The following is a 17,950-nucleotide window of genomic DNA, read 5'->3' on the forward strand; positions in this document are numbered from 1 at the left end:
ATCTAGAAATAAAACTCCCATTGAGATAGATTCCTGCTTTCGCAGGAATGACAAAAAATGCCATTTAAAATCGAAAAAACACTTTCCTACGGTTTATGTTTTTCAGTTTGGACACACGAAGAGAATTAGAGGCTCGACAGATAAGTAAAAAAGTAATATAATGTAAAACCTAAAAAAATCAACATATTTTAACTTTTAAATAAAGGAGAATCTTTGTGAAAGATAAGATCAGTGAAATTCTTGCGCAGGTAAGGAAACAAAAACCTGTTGTTCATCACCTCACGAACTGGGTAACTATTTATGATTGTGCAAACGTAGTAAAGGTTTTCGGAGCCTCTCCTGTAATGGCGCATGCAAAGGAAGAGGTCGAGGAGATGGCGGGTATTGCCTCAAGCCTTGTTTTAAATATCGGGACTCTGACCGTGGAGTTCATTGATTCTATGAAAATTGCCGCAAAAGCAGCCAATAAAAAAGGGATCCCGGTCATTTTGGACGTCTGCGGGGCCGGTGCAACGGCTTTAAGGGATAATAAAGTTTTTGAATTGTTAGGCCAGGTAAAAATTGATATAATCAAAGGGAATGCCAGTGAGATAGCAAGGGTTTCAGGCCAGGATATAAAGACAAAGGGAGTTGATTCAACCGAGGTCAACAAAGACCTTGTGGACATAGCAAAAGACCTTTCTAAAAAACGTAAATGTACGGTCGTAATAACAGGGAAAGAAGATATAGTTACCGACGGCGCTAAAACCTATTTTGTAAAGAACGGCCACAGTATTATGGCAAACATAGTAGGGACAGGCTGTATGGCAGCTTCTGTTATAGGGACATTTGCAGCTGTTGAAAAAGACCTTGCGTTGGCCGCAGCAAGCGGGCTCTGCTGTTTTGAAATAGCTGCAGAACTTGCTCAAAAAGTGTCTTATGGGCCGGGCACATTCAAAGAAAAACTCTATGATGAAATATACAAACTTGATAAAGACACCATAGAAAAAATGCAGAAAGTGTCTGTAATAAACTAAATAAATTAAAAGGAAAATATGAATTTGCAAAATATCGGCCATGTTCTGATAGCGGTTATCCTAGTGCTGTTTTTGTCAGCCTATATTAGAAAAGCGACAGACCCAGCGCAGCTGAACTCTGAAAAGGCGTTTTCTTTGATACAGAGCCATAAGGATAACAAGGATTTTGTAATAATTGATATGCGGACTCCTGAAGAATTTAGTTCCGGCCACATACAAAATGCCGTAAATATCGATTTCTACGGCAATGATTTCAAAGCAAAAGTGTCGGAACTTGATAAGAATAAAACTTATTTTATATATTGCCGTTCCGGGAATAGAAGCGGGCTGGCTTTTGGTGTTATGAAAAAAGCCGATATCAAGAGCGTATATAACTTGAAAAACGGGATATTAGACTGGGACAGCGAAAAATACCCGCTGGTAAGGTAAGGAACGAAAACAGGGTAAAATGATGGATAAAAAACAAGGTTATTCGATCGTTTTAGCAGGCGAGGCAGGCCAGGGCATTCAGAGTATTGAAAGCATACTTGTCCGGGCCTTTAAACTTTCCGGGTACAATGTTTTTGCCTCCCAGGAATACATGTCCAGGGTAAGAGGCGGAATAAATTCCACAGCTATAAGGGTCTCATCAAATAAAGTATATGCCTATTCCGACAGGATAGATGTGCTCCTTTGCCTGACAAAAGGCAGTGTCATCAGGCTTTCCGGCAGGATAGGGGCAGGAACTATAGTGATTGGCGAAGAGGAAAACATCGAAACCGAGATGCTTTCGAAAAATACGATTATCAGGCTTCCGTTGACGAAAATAGCCGAGGAAATAGGCGGGAAGATTTTTTTAAATGTGATAACAGCAGGGATAATTGCAAGTCTATTTGACTGCGAAAAGGCTGTTTTAACCGGAGAGATTACAAAGCTGTTTAAAAGAAAAGGCGAAGATATCCTTACAAAAAACATTAAAGCTGTAGACAAGGGGTATTCTCTGGGAGATGAATTAAAGAAGAAAGAAAACATAGATTTTAAAATAAATAAAGATAATGACGTAAAACATGAGATACTTGTAGACGGAGCCGAGATATTAAGCTTGGGCTTTATTTCAGGAGGCTGTAATTTTATATCGGCTTATCCTATGTCCCCGTCAACCGGCATACTGACTTATATGGCAAAAAATGCCGAGAAGTTCGGAATTGCCGTAGAACAGGCAGAAGACGAGATAAGCGCTATAAATATGGCGATAGGCGCATTTTATACAGGTGCAAAAGCGCTTGCTTCTACTTCAGGAGGCGGTTTTGCCCTTATGGAAGAAGGAGTAAGCCTTGCTGCTATGACGGAGACTCCTCTGGTCATACATCTGGCGCAGAGGCCGGGCCCTGCTACCGGCCTTCCCACAAGGACAGAACAGGCGGATCTTGAGCTTGCTCTTTATTCAGGCCACGGGGAATTCCCGAGGATTATTTTTGCTCCCGGGACATTAAAGGATATGTTTATGATCGGCCAGAAAGCTTTTTACCTGGCAGACAAGTACCAGGTCACGGTCTTTGTCCTGACCGACCAGTATATTATTGATGCCTACTACAATATGAAATCACTTGAATTAGATGAGAATAAGGAAAACTTCTTCGTTAAGACTTCAAAAGATTACAAAAGGTACAAGCTGGCCGGTGACGGCATATCTCCGAGAGGAATCCCGGGGTACGGCGAGGGAATGGTGTGCGCAGACAGCGACGAGCATGACGAAGATGGACGTATAACAGAAGACCTCTCATTAAGGGTAAAAATGGTTGATAAAAGGCTAAAAAAAATGGAATTGATAAAACAGGATATACTTGAACCTGAGCTGATAGGCAATAAAGATTACAAAACCCTCGTGATCGGCTGGGGTTCGACATGCCATATCATAGATGAAGCGATATCGAACATAGGGACGAAAGATGCTTCATTTCTTTATTTCAAGCAGGTATATCCCCTTCATCCAAAAACCTCGGAGTACCTAAAGAAAGCAAAAAAACTTATAATCGTAGAAAATAATGCAACTTCGCAGTTTGCAAAACTCATCAAACTTGAAACAGGTATAGAAATAGAAAACAAGATACTAAAATACAGCGGTATGCCGTTCTCGGTCGAAGAGGTAGAGCAAAAACTGAAAGAAATAATTGTAAAATAAGTTAATATAAAACTGTCATTAAAGCGAAAAAATGGAATAAGTTATTATTTATTAAATAGAGTTAACTATAGTTAAATAGGTATTAATACTGCTAAGTATAACTAAATAGGCACAAATACTACCAATAATAGTCAAATTTAGATAAACTTTGTGCTAACATAAATTATAATAATTGATTGATAATTCAAATATATTTTAGTTTAACTAACAAATGTCTCAATTTGAAGATATAAATTCCATTGTGGAAATTTTTAAGGGTTTACATCTTTAACAAGGTCGAACATGAATTTTCGTTTTGAGGACTAGTATGGAACCAAAAGACTATGATGTGGGAAATGTGGATATTGCCTGGTGCCCGGGATGCGGAGACCACGCTATATTAAATATCCTGAAAAAGGTTCTGTCAGAGCTGTCTATAAACCCTGAAAGGCTTGTGGTATCATCAGGTATCGGACAGGCGGCAAAAGCACCGCATTATTTCAAATGCAACTATTTTAACGGGCTTCATGGAAGGTCTCTTCCTGTCGCAAGTGCCATAAAGATGTCTAACCCGGAACTTGTGGTAATAGCAGAAAGCGGCGACGGCTGCACTTACGGCGAAGGCGGGAACCATTTCCTGCATGTGATCAGGAGAAACCCGGACATAACGCATATCGTGCACAATAATATGGTTTACGGTCTTACGAAAGGCCAGGCCTCGCCTACAAGCCAGCTTGGTTTTGTAACTCCGGTCCAGGTGCAGGGAGTAATAGAACAGCCGTTTAACCCTTTAGCGATTGCAATTTCGCTTGAAGCCCCTTTTGTTGCAAGGGCTTTTGCCGGGGATACGGATAAAACAAAAGAAATAATTAAAAAAGCTGTTTTACATAAAGGATACGCCCTGGTCGACATACTGCAGCCCTGTGTGACTTTTAATAAAACAAACACGTTTGCCTGGTTTAAGGAAAATACTTATTATTTAGAAGATGCCTATGACCCTCATAATAAAGTCAAGGCCTTTGAAAGAGCAACGGAGGAAAACAAACTCCCGCTTGGTATATTTTATATCAATGAAAAGAGAACTCCTTTTGAGAACAGCTTAGCCGTTTATAAGAATATGAAAGACCCGTTATATAAACGAAAAGTAAATAAGGGCGAATTGTCTAAAATGATTGAAACGCTTAAAGCCTGAAAAAGAGGTATTTTATGGATGTAAAAAAAGCCATAGAAATAAGAAGGTCATACCGGTCCCTTGACCGGGTCAAAATCGATGAAAACCTGTTGAATGAGCTCGCTTCCGCGATTCAGCTTTGCCTGTCGTGTTTCAACAACCAGCCCTGGAGGTACGTTTTTGCTTATGAAGAGGATGCATTAAACAAAGTAAAAGAGGCCCTTAATGAAGGCAATAAATGGGCAACTGACGCTTCGATGATAATAGCGGTTACAAGTAAAAAAGATTTGGACTGTGTTATCAAAGACGGCAGGGATTACTATTTATTCGATACCGGAATGGCCACGGCTTTTATGATATTGCGTGCCGCTGAACTTGGCTTTGTAGCCCATCCTATAGCAGGCTATGCCCCGCAAAAGGTCAGGGAAGCCCTCGGAATACCGCAGGAAATGGAAGTTATCACCCTTGTTATATTCGGCAAGCATTCAGATGTGATGAAACCCAGTTTAAGCCAAAAGCAGGCAGAAACAGAAAAAGAAAGGCCCCAGCGCAAACCGGTGGAAGCTATAGTATTTTTCAATAAGTATAAAATATGAAGGAAGGTAAATTATGCAGATACACACTTTAATCAAACCGCTCGGAATAATCGCGTATTCGCTTGTTTTTATTACGGCATTAAGCGGATTATTAAGATGGAAATTGAAGTACCATAAATTTCTTGCTTTTAGCGCAATCATTCTTGCTACGATACATTTCATTATAGTTGTTATAGCTAACAGCTAAAGGACGGGGACAATGTTTAAAACATATTTTATTTTTTTTACCCTGATTTTAAATGCAGCGGTTTTACTGGCTCATCCGGCAAAAGATACAACCTTGAGTTTTGACAATAAAACAAAAATGTTAAGCGTTAGTGTCCTGCATGATTCAAGGGACAGAAAAAAACATTTCATAGAAGAGATAAGAGTTTCTGTAAACGGAAAAGAATTAGTAAAGCAGAATTTTCAAAGCCAGACAAGCAATGCAAGCCAGGACGCCTCTTATGTTTTGATAGACGTAAAACCGGGCGATGAGGTAGCAGTAAAATCCGAATGTAACCTCGGAGGCAGTCTGGTTACTAAAATGAGGGTATTTCTAAAATAAAGGGAACTATAAATGGGAATAAGGGAAATCGAAATATTTTCAAAATGCAGGGAATTTTATGAAGCGATGCTGGAAGACGGGGTATTTTTATGCGTTGAAGATAAAGAAGGAAAGATAAATGTAATGACTATCGGCTGGGGGATGATAGGTGTTATATGGAATGAACCGGTAATGACGGTTTTGGTAAGGCCGTTACGGCATACGTACAAACTTCTGAAGAATGCCAGGTATTTTTCCGTAAGCGTACCCGGAGGTAAACTAAAAGAAGAACTCTCGTACTGCGGGTCACATTCGGGCGAAATAGAAAACAAAATAGAGAAAAGCGGCATTAAACTGGCCAACGGAAAAATCCAAGGAGTTAAAATCGTTGAAGGATGCGATCTGTATTACGAATGCGAAATAATCCATAAGAATTCCCTGCTTAAAGAAACCTTAGAACCCGGCATAATAAAAAAATATTACGGAGATGACAGTTTTCATACCTTGTTTTACGGGAAAATTCTAAAAGCTTACGAAACTATATAAATTTTTATACAGGGATTTAAGAAATCCTTAAAGTTACTTGCAGGAGAAAAGCAGGAGAAAAATGGATAACGCAAAGACAGGAAAAGGCGAGCTTATAGGTAAAGCTATTAAGCTAAATAAGCTTATATCATACCAAGCCGGTTCCATAGTCAGCAGGGTGATATTAAAAAAAGAGACCGGGAACATCACGCTTTTTGCGTTTGATAAGGGCCAGGCTTTAAGCGAGCATAAAGCACCTTTTGATGCATACATTTATATCTTAGAAGGCGGTGCCAGAATAATGATATCAGGAAAAAAGCATGATATTAAAGCCGGAGAAATGATAATACTTCCTGCAAACGAACCTCATGCCCTGGAAGCAACGAATCAATTCAAAATGGTTTTAACGATGATCCGTTCAAACGAAGCTTCTCCGGCTGAAACTTGAGGCTTCTTTAATAACGTGACATCCCGCTATCATTAACTTTCTTATCCCGACATGAGTCGGGGCTTATATTTTCGGTAAGGCATTAAAGGAATGAAAATGGATTTAAAGGCATTGGAGAAAATAAGTTACGGCATGTATATTGTCGGGTCAAAGAACGCAGATAAATTGAACGCTCAGGTAGCTACGACCGTGATACAGATAACGGCAGAACCGGCAAAAATAACCGCCTGTTTGCATAGGGATAACCTTACCCATCAGTTTATCAGGGATAGTAAAGTATTTTCTGTATCTGTCCTGGAACAGGATGTGCCGATGACTTTTATCGGGCATTTCGGGTTTAAATCCGGGAAAACATTCAATAAATTTGAGAATATGGAATACAAAAAAGGGGTGACAGGTGCTCCCGTAATTACTGCCAATTCTCTAGCTTTTTTTGAATGCGAGCTTGAGAGCTGCCTGGACGCCGGGACACACACTGTCTTCGTAGGCAGGGTGGTAGAGGCACAATGCATAAAAGACGGGATCCCGTTAACGTATGACTATTATCACAAAGTTAAGAAAGGCAAATCGCAAGCCAATGCCCCGACGTTCATAAAACAAAGCGTTTAGCGGATAGCGAATAAACAAAGCGTGGAGCGTATAGCGTTTAGCGTATAGTGAAGTCAATGAATTAAGGTTTTGATTTTCTATCCGCTCTACGCTATTCGCTGAACGCTAAAAGGAGTTCTAAATGGACAAGTATAAATGTGTGGTTTGCGGTTATGTTTACGACCCGAAAGAAGGGGATCCAGACGGGAAAATAGCGCCCGGGACGTCGTTTGAAAATTTGCCTGCTTCCTGGGTTTGTCCCATTTGCGGTGCGACAAAAGACCAATTTGAAAAAACAGAATAAATCGGAGGCAAGGAAATGATAAAAGAAAGACTTCAGGAAACTATCAGCAGGCAAATAAACAGGGAACTTTATTCTGGGTATCTGTACCTTTCAATGGCGCAATATTTTAATTCTATAAACCTTAAAGGTTTTTCAAACTGGATGAAAGTCCAGGTAGGGGAAGAAAAGTCACATGCGATGAAATTTTATAATTACGTCTATAAAAGAGGCGGGATTGTGATCCTCGGGAAAATTGAAGCCCCGCCTACAAAATGGAAATCTCCGCTGGATGCTTTTATGCATACTCTGGAGCACGAACAGAAAGTGACAAAATTGATACACGATCTTGTAAGGCTGGCAAAAAGCGAAGATGACAAAGAAGCCGTGGATTTCCTTGACTGGTATGTAAAAGAGCAGCAAGAGGAAGAAGAATCAGCTGCAAAAGTGATCGCTAAAATAAAAAAGGCCAAAGACCTTGCACTCCTGGATAAAGAAATGGCCCGCCGCGTTTTTAAACCTCCTAAATACGATGCAAGAGGGATAATCCTATGAAAATAAAATTCTGGGGGTGCAGGGGTTCGATCCCTGTACCTGACAGCAGAATGATAAAATACGGAGGAAATACATCCTGCGTTGAGGTTGTTATGGACGGAAATGTCCTGATAATCGATGCAGGGACAGGGATCAGGAAACTGGGCGAGGAACTGGTAAAAAAAGATATAACGAACATAAACCTTTTTATAACACACTCCCACTGGGACCATATACAGGGTTTTCCTTTCTTTAAGCCTATCTATAACGAAAAGTCAAAAATAAATATTATGGGGTGCGCAGGCTCGGACAATCAGATAAAGAACATATTGTTAAAACAGATGTCTTATGAGTTCTTTCCTGTAAGGTTTTCTGATTTAAAATCAAAGATAATTTTCGATGATTCCTGTAAAGGCAGTATGGAACTTAATGGCAAGTTCAAAGGAAAAACGATAGTTACTAACCATCCTATATATACTTTAGGGATAAGACTTGAACACAGGAAAAAATCCTTTGTTTTCCTTACAGATAATGAGCTTGACAGCGAAAAACCCGTAACAAAATGGCGTGAATTCGTGGAATTTTGCAAAGGTGCATCCTGTCTGGTGCATGACGCCCAGTTCAGCGAAGCAGAGTACGAAAAAACAAAAGGCTGGGGGCATTCTACCTTTGAGCAGGTGGTAAGGCTTGCAAAAGATGCAAATGTTGCTAACCTCGGTTTTTATCACCACGACCCTGACAGGAAAGACAAAGAGCTGGATGCGATAGAAAAGAAATATAAGGGTATATGCAAAAAAGAAAATTTAAAATTCAATATTTTTGCAGTTAAAGAACAAGACGAAATTAATATATAATTAAGGAAATTAAAAATTCAAAGTGAAAAATGCAAAATTGCGGTGTCCGCTATCGCGGACTTATTTTAATAAATCCCGCAAAGCGGGATACCACAATTTTACATTTTACAATTTTCATTTTGCATTTAAACTAATATGCAGTTGAACAAAATAGATGATTGCAGGTGGGAAGTGCCTAAAACAGGCGCCATGCGGGTTCCCGGAATAATTTATACGGTTTCTTCGATGGTAGACCATATTATCCGCGAAAAAGCGGCGCAGCAGGTAGCCAATGTGGCAACTATGCCCGGGATAGTTGAAAAATCTATGGCTATGCCGGATATTCACTGGGGGTACGGTTTTCCGATCGGCGGAGTTGCAGCTTTTGATGTTAAGGAAGGGGTGATATCACCGGGCGGTATAGGGTATGACATCAATTGCGGGGTAAGGCTTCTTCGCACGAATTTGGAAAAAGAAGATGTATTAAAAGAAATACCACGCCTTATCTCAGGACTTTTTTCAAATATACCTTCCGGAGTCGGCTCGACCGGAAAACTAAACTTAAAGATAAACGAGGTTAAGCAGGTTTTAGAAGAAGGATCGGCTTGGGCCGTAAAAAGAGGTTACGGCACAAAAGACGACCTGAAACATACGGAAGAATCCGGAACGTTTGAAGGAGCCGACCCGTCATGTGCAAGCGAACGTTCCCTGGAGCGCGGCAGGGAACAGCTTGGTACGCTTGGGGCCGGGAACCATTTTCTTGAAATTCAAGCGGTTGAAGAAGTATATGACGAAGAAGCAGCAAACATATTAGGCCTTTTCAAAGACCAGATAACCGTAATGATACACACCGGTTCGAGGGGCCTTGGATATCAGATCTGCGACGATTATTTGAGGATCTTGCACAATGCGATGCATAAATATAATATTAGCATTCCGGACCCTCAGCTTGTCTGCGCGCCTATCAACTCAGGTGAGGCGCAAAGGTATTTTGCCGCAATGGCAGGAGCGGCGAACTATGCTTGGGCGAACAGGCAGATAATTACACACTGGGTGCGGGAAACATTGATGCAAACACTGGGTAGTTCCCCTAAAGATCTGGGGCTTGAAGTAGTATATGATGTTGCACATAATATCGGGAAATTTGAAGAGCATAAAGGTAAAAAATTATTTGTTCACAGAAAAGGAGCAACAAGGGCCTTTGCAAAAGGCCATCCTGATATACCGGATGGCTATAAACAAATCGGCCAGCCTGTCTTGGTTCCCGGTACAATGGGCACAGAATCGTATGTTTTAACAGGGACTCAGCAAGCTATGGATGAAACCTGGGGTTCAACGTGCCATGGTGCAGGAAGGGTGATGTCCAGGACACAGGCGTTAAAAGGTACTAGAGGATCGGAACTGGCCGGCAGGCTGGAAAAACAGGGAATACATGTAAAATCCGAGTCATGGAAAACTCTGGCTGAGGAAGCTCCGAGCGCGTATAAGGATGTATCTAAAATAGTTGAAATATGCCATATGGCAGGCATATCGAAAAAAGTCGCAAAATTAAAGCCCTTAGGGGTAATCAAAGGATAAACTAAAGAAACAAAATACGAATCCCGAATTTCGAAATACGAAATTTGAAAAGGAAGGGAAAGTTATGTTAGATATAAAATTAATTAGGGAAAATCCTGACCTTGTAAAACAGGCGCTGGAAAAACGAGGAAAAACAATACTTCTTGATGATATAATTTGCTGGGATGCCACAAGGCGAAAAGTTATCAATGAACTAAATGCTTTACAGGAAATAAGGAATAAAAAATCGGATGAAATAGGGAAGCTTAAAAGCAAAAAAGATCCGATTGCTGGTATTGTTACAGAAATGAATAAGGTGAACGAGGAAATTAAAGAAAAAGAAAAAATAACGCAGGATCTTGACAAAAAAATAGAAGAATTTTTGCTTAATATTCCAAATATTCCTGATGAAACGACTCCGGTTGGCCGCAGCGCCCAAGATAACAAAGTGGTGAGGCGGTCTGGAGATATCCCCAGCTTTGATTTTACGGCTAAAAACCACTGGGAAATCGGAGAGAAACTTGGGGTGCTTGACTTTGAAACAGCGGCAAAACTTTCGGGCGCTAGGTTTGCATTGCTAAAAGGTGCAGGATGCGTTTTGGAGCGTGCACTTATAAATTTTATGATAGATGTACATATAAAAAAGGGGTACAGCGAAGTTATGGCTCCGTACCTGGTAAGCTCAACGACTATGCAGGGGACAGGCCAGCTTCCGAAATTTGCAGACGAGCTTTTCAAATGCAAAGATGACGACCTTTATCTGATACCGACCGCCGAGGTCTCGGTAACAAACATACACAGAGACGAATTTATTGAAGAAAAAGACCTGCCGAAAAAATATGTATCATATTCAGCATGTTTCAGGAGGGAAGCTGGTTCGTACGGCAAAGATACAAAAGGACTTATCAGGAACCATCAGTTTAACAAAGTTGAACTCGTAAAGATAGTCAAACCTGAAACCTCCGGTGATGAACTGGAAAGCCTGACCCTTGACGCAGAAGAGGTGCTGAAGCTTTTGGGCATCCCCTACAGAGTAATTGCCCTTTGTACCGGAGATATCGGTTTTTCTTCTGCAAAAACTTATGACCTCGAAGTCTGGATGCCGGGTGAGAAAACCTGGAGAGAGATTTCTTCCTGCTCAAATTTTAAAGATTTCCAGGCGCGCAGAATGAACATAAAGATCAGGTACCAGGATAAAAGAAAAGAGTTTGCCCACACCCTTAACGGTTCCGGTGTAGCCATAGGCCGGACTTTTGCCGCCATACTTGAAAACTACCAGCAAAAAGACGGTTCTGTCCTTATCCCAAAGGCGCTGCAGCCATATACGAAGATAGATAAATTGAATGTATAATGTATTAATTGACAAAAAACCGGAAATCAAATAGAATATGAAAAAGAAAGGCGAAAGTTCTTTAAATGAAAAATATATAAAAGAAGCGTTGAAAGAAGCCAATAAAGCCCAAAAAAGAGATGAGGTACCTATAGGCGCAGTTTTGGTTTCTAAAGGCAAGGTAGTAGCCCGTGGGCATAACAGAAATATAGGCCTAAATGACCCCACAGCTCATGCCGAAATAAATGTTATCCGTAAAGCCTGCAAAAGACTTGGGAATTACAGGTTGGCTGACTGCAAGCTGTATGTTACCGTAGAACCATGCCCGATGTGTGCAGGAGCCCTTGTCTGGTCAAGGATAAAAGAGGTAATCTTTGGTGCATATGACAAAAAAGCCGGTGCCTGCGGCTCGGTTTTTAACATTGCAAACAGTAAAAAACTAAACCACAAGATAAAAGTGACCGGCGGTATATTAGAAAAAGAGTGCCGTTCTTTGATCCAAAATTTCTTCAGGTCCAAAAGATAACCATTTGTTCTTGTTTTATTGGTGTTTAAGTCCCGCAAAGCGGGATGCGACATATAAATCACAACTTAGAAGGGTTCAGTAAGGCGAATCCGCCTGTGGCGGATAAGCCGAACGCGGAAGGGAAACATAGTTTCCCTCCGGGAGTATTCCGGCGAGCGATAACCGCTCGAGCCGGAACAAGTCCCGATAATCGGGACTAAGTCCCGCAAAGCGGGATGCGACATAGGGGATGACAAGGTCTCGACGTGGATGAAAGATGTACAGGTGGCAGGTACGAGTTGGTCGAGGGCTCGGTAAAAATCGACCAAATAATAAACGACAAATTACATTTGCCGTTTGGCAGCTTAGGGATCCAGAATATGGCTCCTTTAAGCCTGCCTTTAGCCGCTTAATCGCGGTTACGTTTCTCTTCCGAAACCTGATAGGGGGAAGAAACGACGATATCGGGTTAGTTTAAGCCGGCGCGTTTCGTCCGGTTTAAATGAAACAACAACGGAGCTGGCTTCCGGAGTGTCCCGTTGGAAGAGAGTCCGGAGGCGAGATTAAATTCCAGCTAAACCTGTAGGAACCTGGCTGAAGCATCTTCGGACGCGGGTTCGATTCCCGCCATCTCCACTATTTTATTAGTATAGGATTTTAAAATCCCATACTTGATTACACAGATTCTAAAAACGATTACGCAGATTAAAATAAAACGACTCATAAAATCTGTTTAATCAACAAATTCCCAAAGGGATTTGTTTAGGAGATAATTGTTGAATAAAATATTTAAAAAAGGCGAATTAATAATCAAAGAAGGCACCAGCGGCAATGAAGCTTTTATAATACAAAGCGGAAGGGTTGAAGTGTACCGTAATGTAGAAGGAGTTAAAATAATCCTGGCAGTTTTGGCCAAAAATCAAATTTTCGGCGAAATGAGTATGATTGATGACAGGCCCAGGTCGGCGACCGTTGAAGCGTTGGAAGATACCACGGTAACAGTAATCAACAGGAATGATTTTAACAGACTGTTTTATACAAAACCGGAAGCCCTGACTTGGTTTTTAAAAAAGATATTTGAAAGGTTGCGGAACATTGACCAAAATATAATTGAAACCACCGTGGGAAAGACCGCAGAAAGTTATTCTGAAGGTAAAATAATATTGTCCGGTGTTACACAGGAGTCAAAAGAGGCCCTTAACTATAAAACCATTGAAATAAAAAAGTTTCCGTTTAAAATAGGCCGCCAGACTGAAAGCTTCACAAAAGACCTTTTTTCGCATAATGACCTTTATCTGAAAGATAGAGTTCCGTTTAATGTTTCAAGGAATCATTTGTCGCTTCAATTTTTTAAAGGGAAATTCTTTATCATAGACAGAGGGAGCACCCTCGGGACTATCGTTAACGATGTAAGAATAGGCGGCCCTGTCAGAAACCACGAAATTGAATTAAGCAGCGGCAAGGATTATACGATTATAGTAGGCTCAGCGGAATCTCAGTTTAAATTCAAGGTTTCTGTGTCTTAAATAAAAGCCGGTTTCTTAAAAATAGGAAATAAATTGAACACATATAAGCTCCTATCATTCCTGCATTTCTTCTGTTTTCTTGTCTACATATACCTGGCGTGTTTTATCCTGTTTAAAAATTCCAGGCTCACCCTGAACAAAGTTGTTTCTGCTCTTTTAGTTTGTTTTAGCATCTGGCACTTTCAGGACATAATTATACAGGACCCTGGCGTGACGGAAGAGACTGCAAGGCTGATACGGAATATTTCATCATTCGGCTGGATATTTTTTAGCAGTTTTTTCCTCTGGTTTGCATTGATTTTTACAAGAAGAGTCGAATTATTGAAAAATAACTTCCTTTATCCCGGTCTTTTTGTTCTGCCAAGTTTGTTTTTCTATGTTCAATATAAAAGTTCTTCAATAATCGCTTTTGTAAAAGAACCTTACGGCTGGTCTCTTGTTTGGGGCGGGTCATTTTGGCCGCACTTCTATTACGTTTATTATATTTCTTTTTTATTGCTTTCGATCTATCTCTTGATTGATTTTAGAAATAAAGCAGATAAGACCGACATAAAAACAATAAAACAGTCTAACATAATCATAGTGACTACTCTTGTTTCATTTGTTTTAGGGACCTTGACAGATGTTATCCTTCCAAAACTGGGTATTTATAGAAATCCCACCATAGCAAATGTCATTATTCTTATATGGGCTTTCGGGCTAGCTTATGCTATCGCAAAATATAAACTTTTTGTACTAAATCCTTCAACTGCTGCCAGCGATATTATTGAGACGATGAATGACGCTCTTTTCTTGTTAGACTCCAAAGGCATGATCAAAACAATAAACAATGCTGCCCTGGATATTTTTAAATACCGGAAAAACGAGCTTTTAGAAAAGCCGCTTGATATGCTAACTGAAAAAAAAGGCGGCTTATTAAAAGATTTGATGAAGCTTGGCAAGAATAAAAACCTTGAAGTGACCTGTATAAGCAAGGATAAAGATATAATCCCGATGCTTTTTTCAAGCGCTATTATAAGGAATATAGAAGATGATATACTCGGGATAGTCTGCGTAGGCCATGATATAACTGAGCAAAAAGAGGTACAGGATATAATACAAAGGGCAAAAAATGACCTAGAAATAAAAATTAATGAAAGAACAACCGAACTGTCAAAAGCTAACCAGATGTTAAAGGAACTTATAGTAGTCCGTGAAAGAGCCCAGGAAGAATTAAGATTAAGTGTCTCCAAATTAAAGAAAACCTTAAACGGCACTGTCCAATCCATCGCTTCAATGATAGAGTCAAGAGACCTATATACATCGGGACACCAGAAACGCGTAGCTCAGCTTGCAGTGGCGATAGCCAGGTGCATGAAACTTCCTGAGGACCAGGTCGAAGGTATATCGGTCGCAGCAACGCTGCATGATTTAGGTAAGATTCAGGTCCCTGCGGAGATATTGAGCAAACCTGGCAGGTTAAACAAGATGGAATACGACCTTGTAAAAAACCATTGCCGGGTCGGCTACGAAATATTGAAAGACATAGAATTCCCCTGGCCGATAGCTCACATTATCCTGCAGCACCATGAACATATAGACGGTTCCGGGTACCCGGACGGCATCAAAGAAGACAAGATCTTCTTAGAAGCAAAAATAATATGCGTGGCAGACGTCGTTGAGGCGATATCGTCTCATAGGCCGTACAGGCCGTCAATGGGTACGGAGTCAGCTTGCAATGAAATAAAATGCCACAAGGGAAATTTTTATGATTCTGACGTTGTGGATATATGCTTAGACCTCTTTCATAACAAAAATTTTGAGTTTAAATAACAACATGAAAAAAATAGTTCCATGTATAAAAATATTATTCATCGTTTTTTGCCTAAATAGCTCAGGGAATACAGATATTTTTGCAGGGCAAAAGGTAAAAGCCGAAAAGATACAGGCTATTTATGAAGGGAGTGTGATAAATAGTAAAATCAGTGTTTATAAGTACGGCGGAGATGACTATTTTTCAATAAAAGACCTTGCCAGAATATACGGGGCAAGGCTTGACTGGCACCAGATAACCGGTAAAGTGTCACTTCTTATGAACAACAGAAAAACAGATTTTTACATTAAAAGCACAAAAGTAGTAATAGACGGCAGGAAAAAAAACCTTAAATTACCGAACCACCTTATCTCAGGGAACCTCTATATACCTGCAGAATTCATATTATCCGAAGATTTTTCCTCTTTTAGCGACACCGATTCGAATTACAATCCAAAAACCAATATTTTAACCGTAGAAAAAAAGCTGAATCTTTACCCTCCGCGGTTTTATACCGACGAAAATGCCACCAGGATAGAAATTGAAATGACAGATAAGCTCCCCTACCAGATAAATGAAAAAAATAAAGGAAGGATAGAGATAATATTCCAGCGTGCAAAAATTGAAAAAGACAAAATTAAAGTAAATGACGGAGTAATAGACGAAATAGACGTTAATGAAAAAGGCCGCCAGGCCTTTGTTACGATCTATCTTACTGCAACGGCCGGGAGTGTAAGCTCAAGTTTTGTTGAAAACCCTATGCGGCTGGTATTTGAGGTTAGAAGGTCTCTTTTGGCCAAGGGATTAAAAGAAGAAAATAACGAAATTGAGCTCACCTGCTCTTTGCCGGTGACAGGGCTTGTTTTATCATCGTCAGAAACCGTTCATATAACATCGGCTGCTCCTGTTGCCGTAAGCGGGCTTGAGCCCAAGCAGAAAGCAGAACCTAAAATAAATATTAAGAAAATAGTGTTAGTCCTTGATGCTGGCCACGGAGGGGAAGACCCCGGGGCCGTCGGCCAGAACGGAACTGAAGAAAAAAACATAAATCTTGCGATCGTAAAAGAGTTAAAAACCCTTTTTGAAAGGAATGACCCCGGTGTTTATGAGATAGTTACAACAAGAAATGACGATACTTTCATACCCCTTGTTGAAAGGACTAACCTTGCCAATGAAAAAAAAGCAGACCTTTTTATCTGCGTGCACTGCAACGCATCTATAAAGAAAGAGACAAAAGGTTTTGAGATCTATTTTTTGTCGGAAAAAGCCTCTGATAAAGAAGCGCAGGCGACAGCTGTCCTTGAAAATTCGGTATTAAAACTCGAAGGCAAACCCAATAAAAAACGCGAAAAATTACAGGAGCTGCTTTGGTCACTGGCTGTTAATGAATTCATAAATGAGTCATCGGAGCTTTGCTGTTTTGTAGGGCAGGAAGTCACGAAAAGGACCAAGATAGAAAACAGGGGAGTAAGGCAGGCGGAGTTTTTTGTACTGCGCGGGGCACAGATGCCCGCAGTGCTTATAGAATGCGCTTTTTTGAGCAACCTGCAGGAAGAGGCCTATTTAAGGACAAAAAAATTCCAGCAAAAAATAGCAGACGCAATTTATGACGGAATAAAACAGTACGAAAAAAGAAAACAATTATTGAGTGCAAAAAATTCACAATAAAAAGGATGGCTATGAATACAAAACCTATAGGAATATTTGATTCAGGGCTTGGCGGGCTGACCGTAATGTCTCAGGTAATGAAAGAACTGCCCAATGAAGCTATAATTTATTTCGGCGATACCGCCCGGATCCCGTACGGCTCAAAATCCAGGGATGCGATAATAAAGTTTTCAGGCCAAATCACAAAGTTTTTGCTTAAAAGTAAAGTAAAAATGATTATTGTTGCATGCAATACTGCATCTTCTCTTGCTCTTGATGTTTTAAAAAAGAAATATAAAATTCCAGTTCTTGGAGTCATTGAACCAGGAGCTAAAGCCGCTATTGAACAGACAAAAACCGGCAGGATAGGCATTATCGGCACAGAGGGGACCGTAAACAGCCTGTCTTACGTAAAAGAGATAAGAAAAAGAAACAGGGGCAAAAGGATTTATCAAAAGGCATGCCCTTTATTTGTACCGCTTGTGGAAAGCGGCTGGCTTTCTAAACCTGCGACTTATATGATAATTAAGGAATACCTCAAGGATTTAAAAAAAGTTGAAATAGACACGCTTGTTTTAGGGTGTACCCATTATCCGCTGCTTAAAGGTGCTATAGGGAAGGTTATGGGCGAAAAAGTAAAGCTTATTGATTCTGCATCAGCCACTGCCAAAAGCGTGGCTAATGTGTTAAAAGATAAGGGTTTATGCAATAATACCAAAACAAAAGGAAAATACAGCTTTTATGTAAGCGATTATCCGGACAAATTTAAAACACTAGGGCAAAGATTTCTTGGCCGGACGCTCGGTAAAGTAAAAAAAGTAAACTTAGATGAATAAATCTGGGGTCAGACCTCAACTATTGACTTGGGCAACAGCAGTAAATAGTTCCTGTCCCAATTTTCTAACCGATACTGAAAATAGATTATAAAAACCAGCA

The 17,950-nt window shown here is 40.3% G+C and carries 20 protein-coding genes and 1 other RNA gene; all 21 read left to right on the forward strand.

Annotated elements, in window-relative coordinates; translation table 11 throughout:
* Positions 1-215: 215 nt before the first annotated feature.
* The 21 genes from thiM (at position 216) to murI (ending at position 17,850) form a co-directional block, all read left to right on the forward strand.
* Complete coding sequence (gene thiM, locus LHV68_10360; protein ID MCB4792272.1) at positions 216-1,016, forward strand: hydroxyethylthiazole kinase; 801 nt, start codon at positions 216-218, stop codon at positions 1,014-1,016.
* A gap of 18 nt (positions 1,017-1,034) precedes the next feature.
* Positions 1,035-1,445 (forward strand): rhodanese-like domain-containing protein, encoded by a 411-nt coding sequence (locus LHV68_10365; protein ID MCB4792273.1) that lies wholly within the window; start codon positions 1,035-1,037, stop codon positions 1,443-1,445.
* 19 nt (positions 1,446-1,464) lie between these two features.
* Entirely contained in the window at positions 1,465-3,177 is a 1,713-nt protein-coding gene (locus tag LHV68_10370) for a 2-oxoacid:acceptor oxidoreductase subunit alpha (GenBank protein ID MCB4792274.1), read from the forward strand.
* 307 nt (positions 3,178-3,484) lie between these two features.
* A complete protein-coding gene (locus LHV68_10375) occupies positions 3,485-4,348 on the forward strand; it encodes a thiamine pyrophosphate-dependent enzyme (GenBank protein MCB4792275.1) in 864 nt (287 codons plus the stop codon).
* A 14-nt stretch (positions 4,349-4,362) separates the two neighbouring features.
* Positions 4,363-4,923, forward strand: a complete 561-nt coding sequence (locus tag LHV68_10380; GenBank protein ID MCB4792276.1) for a nitroreductase family protein — start codon at positions 4,363-4,365, stop codon at positions 4,921-4,923.
* Between the two features lie 13 nt (positions 4,924-4,936).
* Positions 4,937-5,110 carry a hypothetical protein gene (locus tag LHV68_10385; protein ID MCB4792277.1) on the forward strand — a complete coding sequence of 58 codons (174 nt, stop codon included), beginning with the start codon at positions 4,937-4,939 and terminating at the stop codon, positions 5,108-5,110.
* A gap of 12 nt (positions 5,111-5,122) precedes the next feature.
* The gene (locus tag LHV68_10390; protein ID MCB4792278.1) at positions 5,123-5,470 is read left to right on the forward strand and encodes a hypothetical protein; all 348 of its coding nucleotides are present in this window, start codon (positions 5,123-5,125) and stop codon (positions 5,468-5,470) included.
* A 12-nt stretch (positions 5,471-5,482) separates the two neighbouring features.
* Positions 5,483-5,995, forward strand: a complete 513-nt coding sequence (locus LHV68_10395; protein MCB4792279.1) for a flavin reductase family protein — start codon at positions 5,483-5,485, stop codon at positions 5,993-5,995.
* Between the two features lie 61 nt (positions 5,996-6,056).
* Positions 6,057-6,422: a cupin domain-containing protein gene (locus LHV68_10400; protein MCB4792280.1), complete on the forward strand. Its 366-nt coding sequence runs from the start codon at positions 6,057-6,059 to the stop codon at positions 6,420-6,422.
* 96 nt (positions 6,423-6,518) lie between these two features.
* Positions 6,519-7,031, forward strand: coding sequence for a flavin reductase family protein (locus LHV68_10405; protein MCB4792281.1), 513 nt, complete (start codon positions 6,519-6,521; stop codon positions 7,029-7,031).
* Positions 7,032-7,152: 121 nt separating this feature from the next.
* Positions 7,153-7,314: a rubredoxin gene (locus tag LHV68_10410; protein ID MCB4792282.1), complete on the forward strand. Its 162-nt coding sequence runs from the start codon at positions 7,153-7,155 to the stop codon at positions 7,312-7,314.
* A gap of 15 nt (positions 7,315-7,329) precedes the next feature.
* Entirely contained in the window at positions 7,330-7,845 is a 516-nt protein-coding gene (locus tag LHV68_10415) for a ferritin (protein ID MCB4792283.1), read from the forward strand.
* The gene (locus LHV68_10420; protein MCB4792284.1) at positions 7,842-8,678 is read left to right on the forward strand and encodes an MBL fold metallo-hydrolase; all 837 of its coding nucleotides are present in this window, start codon (positions 7,842-7,844) and stop codon (positions 8,676-8,678) included. Before LHV68_10415 ends, LHV68_10420 begins: the two co-directional genes overlap by 4 nt.
* 135 nt (positions 8,679-8,813) lie before the next feature.
* Positions 8,814-10,235, forward strand: coding sequence for an RtcB family protein (locus LHV68_10425; GenBank protein MCB4792285.1), 1,422 nt, complete (start codon positions 8,814-8,816; stop codon positions 10,233-10,235).
* A gap of 64 nt (positions 10,236-10,299) precedes the next feature.
* A complete protein-coding gene (gene serS / locus LHV68_10430; protein ID MCB4792286.1) occupies positions 10,300-11,565 on the forward strand; it encodes a serine--tRNA ligase in 1,266 nt (421 codons plus the stop codon).
* Positions 11,566-11,602: 37 nt separating this feature from the next.
* A complete protein-coding gene (tadA, locus tag LHV68_10435) occupies positions 11,603-12,070 on the forward strand; it encodes a tRNA adenosine(34) deaminase TadA (protein MCB4792287.1) in 468 nt (155 codons plus the stop codon).
* 225 nt (positions 12,071-12,295) lie between these two features.
* Positions 12,296-12,688: a transfer-messenger RNA gene (gene ssrA, locus LHV68_10440) on the forward strand.
* Between the two features lie 137 nt (positions 12,689-12,825).
* Positions 12,826-13,575, forward strand: coding sequence for a cyclic nucleotide-binding domain-containing protein (locus LHV68_10445; protein MCB4792288.1), 750 nt, complete (start codon positions 12,826-12,828; stop codon positions 13,573-13,575).
* Between the two features lie 33 nt (positions 13,576-13,608).
* On the forward strand, positions 13,609-15,387 hold the full coding sequence (locus tag LHV68_10450) for an HD domain-containing protein (GenBank protein MCB4792289.1): 1,779 nt from the start codon (positions 13,609-13,611) through the stop codon (positions 15,385-15,387).
* Between the two features lie 4 nt (positions 15,388-15,391).
* Complete coding sequence (locus LHV68_10455) at positions 15,392-17,035, forward strand: N-acetylmuramoyl-L-alanine amidase (protein ID MCB4792290.1); 1,644 nt, start codon at positions 15,392-15,394, stop codon at positions 17,033-17,035.
* 11 nt (positions 17,036-17,046) lie between these two features.
* Positions 17,047-17,850 carry a glutamate racemase gene (gene murI / locus LHV68_10460; GenBank protein ID MCB4792291.1) on the forward strand — a complete coding sequence of 268 codons (804 nt, stop codon included), beginning with the start codon at positions 17,047-17,049 and terminating at the stop codon, positions 17,848-17,850.
* The last annotated feature ends 100 nt before the right edge of the window (positions 17,851-17,950 follow it).

The sequence above is a fragment of the Candidatus Liberimonas magnetica genome, from assembly GCA_020523885.1.
Lineage (GTDB): Bacteria > Elusimicrobiota > Endomicrobiia > Endomicrobiales > JAFGIL01 > Liberimonas > Liberimonas magnetica.

Excerpts from the sequence above, each read along its gene's own strand:
- LHV68_10410 (MCB4792282.1), top strand. The coding sequence starts at position 7,153 with ATGGACAAGTATAAATGTGTGGTTTGCGGTTATGTTTACGACCCGAAA.
- LHV68_10370 (MCB4792274.1), top strand. The coding sequence starts at position 1,465 with ATGATGGATAAAAAACAAGGTTATTCGATCGTTTTAGCAGGCGAGGCA.
- murI (MCB4792291.1), top strand. The coding sequence starts at position 17,047 with ATGAATACAAAACCTATAGGAATATTTGATTCAGGGCTTGGCGGGCTG.
- LHV68_10405 (MCB4792281.1), top strand. The coding sequence starts at position 6,519 with ATGGATTTAAAGGCATTGGAGAAAATAAGTTACGGCATGTATATTGTC.
- LHV68_10385 (MCB4792277.1), top strand. The coding sequence starts at position 4,937 with ATGCAGATACACACTTTAATCAAACCGCTCGGAATAATCGCGTATTCG.
- LHV68_10395 (MCB4792279.1), top strand. The coding sequence starts at position 5,483 with ATGGGAATAAGGGAAATCGAAATATTTTCAAAATGCAGGGAATTTTAT.
- LHV68_10380 (MCB4792276.1), top strand. The coding sequence starts at position 4,363 with ATGGATGTAAAAAAAGCCATAGAAATAAGAAGGTCATACCGGTCCCTT.
- tadA (MCB4792287.1), top strand. The coding sequence starts at position 11,603 with ATGAAAAAGAAAGGCGAAAGTTCTTTAAATGAAAAATATATAAAAGAA.
- LHV68_10455 (MCB4792290.1), top strand. The coding sequence starts at position 15,392 with ATGAAAAAAATAGTTCCATGTATAAAAATATTATTCATCGTTTTTTGC.
- LHV68_10425 (MCB4792285.1), top strand. The coding sequence starts at position 8,814 with ATGCAGTTGAACAAAATAGATGATTGCAGGTGGGAAGTGCCTAAAACA.
- LHV68_10420 (MCB4792284.1), top strand. The coding sequence starts at position 7,842 with ATGAAAATAAAATTCTGGGGGTGCAGGGGTTCGATCCCTGTACCTGAC.
- serS (MCB4792286.1), top strand. The coding sequence starts at position 10,300 with ATGTTAGATATAAAATTAATTAGGGAAAATCCTGACCTTGTAAAACAG.
- LHV68_10390 (MCB4792278.1), top strand. The coding sequence starts at position 5,123 with ATGTTTAAAACATATTTTATTTTTTTTACCCTGATTTTAAATGCAGCG.
- LHV68_10415 (MCB4792283.1), top strand. The coding sequence starts at position 7,330 with ATGATAAAAGAAAGACTTCAGGAAACTATCAGCAGGCAAATAAACAGG.
- LHV68_10365 (MCB4792273.1), top strand. The coding sequence starts at position 1,035 with ATGAATTTGCAAAATATCGGCCATGTTCTGATAGCGGTTATCCTAGTG.
- LHV68_10400 (MCB4792280.1), top strand. The coding sequence starts at position 6,057 with ATGGATAACGCAAAGACAGGAAAAGGCGAGCTTATAGGTAAAGCTATT.
- LHV68_10375 (MCB4792275.1), top strand. The coding sequence starts at position 3,485 with ATGGAACCAAAAGACTATGATGTGGGAAATGTGGATATTGCCTGGTGC.